Consider the following 3,175-nt stretch of genomic DNA (forward strand, 5'->3'; position numbering starts at 1 on the left):
CCCCATGCCCAATGCCCAATGCCCAATGCCCTATGCTAGTGCTGGTACAGGAATTTCCAGGTGAGGATATAAGGGGAAGCGATCGCACAATGCTGCTACCCGTTGCCGACAATCTTTGGTAACTATGTCGGAATCTGGAGAAAGCAGGCGATCGCTAATAATATTTGCAATCTCGGTAAATTCTGCTACTCCTAAGCCCCGCGTGGTCATTGCTGGCGAACCTAACCTCAGTCCACTGGTAACAAATGGTGATTGCGGATCAAAGGGAACAGTATTTTTGTTAGCTGTAATATTTACACTACTAACTAGCTGATCCGCCTGCTTACCAGTTAGACCGATAGAACGTAAATCCACGAGGATTAAATGGTTGTCAGTGCCATTTGACACTAACTTTAAACCCCGGTTTTGCAGTTGTTCTGCCAAAGCACGAGCATTTTCAATCACTTGGGCAGAATAGGTTTTAAACTCAGGCTTCAGGGCTTCTCCAAAAGCTACTGCCTTACCAGCAATGACGTGTTCCAATGGCCCGCCTTGGCTGCCAGGAAAAACAGATTTATCTAGCTTTTTACCTAGTTCTGCGTCACGGGTCAAAATTAAACCACCTCTAGGGCCGCGTAGAGTTTTATGGGTAGTTGTTGTGACTACATGACAATGAGGAATGGGATCAGGATGAAGACCACTAGCAACTAAACCAGCAATGTGGGCAATATCGGCAAGTAAGTAAGCGCCGATTTCATCAGCAATGCTACGGAACTTTTCAAAGTCAATTATCCGGGGATAAGCTGAATAACCACAAATCAGCAGCTTAGGACGCTCCCTCAGCGCCAGCTCCCGAATTTGGTCATAGTCAAGTTGTTCTGTTTGTTGGCTGACACCGTAGTGGCTAACTTGGAACCACTTACCTGAGACATTTACAGGGGAACCGTGGGTGAGATGTCCCCCATGAGACAAATCCATCCCCATAATTTTGTCCCCTGGTTGCAGCAGCGACAGGAACACAGCAAAATTGGCTTGTGCGCCAGAATGAGGTTGCACATTTGCATGAGCAGCACCAAATATCTGTTTCGCGCGGTCGATCGCTAGTTGCTCGATTTTGTCGATAAACTCACAACCGCCATAGTAGCGTTTACCAGGTAATCCCTCGGCATATTTGTTTGTCAGTACCGAACCTTGAGCCGCCAGTACAGCAGCAGAGGTAAAGTTTTCACTAGCAATCATCTCCAAGTGGTCTCGCTGACGCTGTAGTTCGTCATTGATTAACTCCGCGATTGCCGGATCACTGGAGGTTAGAAAGTCTGAATTAGTCCTAGTCACTTCAATTATCCTTATGGAAATTTGTACAACCGCTGATTTTGGTTGGATACAGCACCTAACAGTCCACTCTCAAGAGTCCATAGCCCAAAGTCTATGGAGCAATGATTTTTGACTGCTTTACAGAGGCGATTAATCGTCTCCGTACTATTGAGGTTTATTTGTGCCAACTTATTTATTATTAGGCGCAAGCTCGATTAATGCATTAATTATCATAACGTTGCTTTTTGAAGCTGCGCTAAATCAAGCGTAATTGCGATCGCTCCTCTGTGGGACAAAAAGCGCGAAAAAGCTAATTCACTGTGCGTAATACAACGCTTGCGGAACATGACTGCGAAGTTCTACGCTAGAAAACTTAAGCAGTCAGTATTTTTGACAAAAGAAAGAAGAACCACAGAGTCAGGAAAACTATATCCTAATGCCAAATACAAAGATAACCACTTTGGAAGAGAAGAAACAGGAAGAATAAAATCGGGAAAACAATAGACAGAAGGAGTTAGGAGTAAAATTTGCTCTAATTCTCTCCTTTTTAAGAGGGTTAGGGAGGATCAAGCTCATTTGCGTTAGATCAGCCCGCCGCAGGTATCGCTAAGAGCTAGATATTATGCACTTTATAGATGGATCTCGTTTAAATATAAATAAGGAATTAAAATTCTGAATTTTAAATTTTAGATGAAAAACATAACTAAAATAATTATTCTGATCCTTTCTGTGTGTCAATTATATACATAATATATGAAAAATTTGTATCAAAAGGTAGATGCACCGATGCTAAATCTAAAAACTACTCATTAAATATTTGACAAACTCTTGGATTTCTTGATTGGGAAAAGTATTAATTCCCAACACCATTTCAACTATGTAGAGCGCACCAAGCAAAAAAGTTATTAGTACCAGACAATATCTTATTAGTAAGATACTATTTACAGGTTTGAAAATTGTATCTTTTCGGTTCTGTTTTGACCTCTTTTCCTTGCCAAGTAAAAAAACTACATAAAAGCGCTTTTTATTGAATGGGGTAGAAAGCCTGATATCCACAGCATGACGCTTGCTAACCCGCTCCCTAAATACCTTTTGTAATTCTGTCAATTGGGCATCGGTAAAGGTAGCTACTACTTGAGGAGGAATGCAGGCGAAAAACTGTTGTAGAAAAGTGTCATTTTTGGACGAATATTTAGTTAAACGGTTTGTCGGCATATTGTTTTTATTGTCGGTGTAAATAGGCTTCAAAACATCGGACTCTGTTGATCATCCCAACACTTTTCATCACGCCAAGTTCTGTTAGTGTGTTCGCATTCAGATTTATCAAAAATCCAAGGAATAGATGTCGGGTAAGGCAAAGTGGAGATGGAAGCAAGTGAAGACCATAAAAAAGAGAAAATAGTAAAGCTACAACTCAATAGAATGGTTGAAAATCCTATTAAGAATATGATATTGCCTGTATTGAAAACAGGATATCTGCCTTTTTCATTTTGCAAGCGCTGTTGCGAACGACGTTCCGAACCTGCTAATAAAACTAGATAAAATCGTAGTCCGGGAATAGGAACTGAAACTCTTATATCTAAAGAATGACGAGTCAAAACTTGAGAGCCAAAACCCCTTTGTATGGCTTTGAGTTGCTCATCAGTGAAAGAGTCTGCTATTTTCGGACTAATCTTAGAAAAAAGTCGTTCAAAAATAGGATCAATATGTTCGAGACTTTTCATAATTTTGTTTGACTGGATGCGGACATTCTAACAATAACGCAATTTTATAGCTCTGCCTTTGATATTTCCACTGAAAAATTATAAATTTATAAATTATAGCAGTAACAGGGAATAGGGAACTCTTAACAGGCTTGAAAGTCTCTTGGTGTCAGTGTTTT

General features: G+C 40.5%; 3 protein-coding genes. All 3 read right to left on the reverse strand.

Features of this window, described 5'->3' with window-relative positions:
• Window positions 1-30: 30 nt before the first annotated feature.
• Window positions 31-1,314 carry a serine hydroxymethyltransferase gene (glyA, locus tag HWQ41_RS20240; RefSeq protein ID WP_292766637.1) on the reverse strand — a complete coding sequence of 428 codons (1,284 nt, stop codon included), beginning with the start codon at window positions 1,312-1,314 and terminating at the stop codon, window positions 31-33.
• A gap of 774 nt (window positions 1,315-2,088) precedes the next feature.
• Window positions 2,089-2,508, reverse strand: a complete 420-nt coding sequence (locus tag HWQ41_RS20245; protein WP_292766639.1) for a hypothetical protein — start codon at window positions 2,506-2,508, stop codon at window positions 2,089-2,091.
• 29 nt (window positions 2,509-2,537) lie between these two features.
• Window positions 2,538-3,017 carry a hypothetical protein gene (locus HWQ41_RS20250; RefSeq protein ID WP_292766640.1) on the reverse strand — a complete coding sequence of 160 codons (480 nt, stop codon included), beginning with the start codon at window positions 3,015-3,017 and terminating at the stop codon, window positions 2,538-2,540.
• Window positions 3,018-3,175 lie beyond the last annotated feature (158 nt).

The organism is Nostoc sp. NOS(2021), from assembly GCF_017115025.1.
GTDB lineage: Bacteria > Cyanobacteriota > Cyanobacteriia > Cyanobacteriales > Nostocaceae > Nostoc.

Bases quoted from the DNA above. Each gene is read 5' to 3' on its own strand.
- HWQ41_RS20245 (WP_292766639.1), bottom strand. From the start codon at position 2,508: ATGCCGACAAACCGTTTAACTAAATATTCGTCCAAAAATGACACTTTT.
- HWQ41_RS20250 (WP_292766640.1), bottom strand. From the start codon at position 3,017: ATGAAAAGTCTCGAACATATTGATCCTATTTTTGAACGACTTTTTTCT.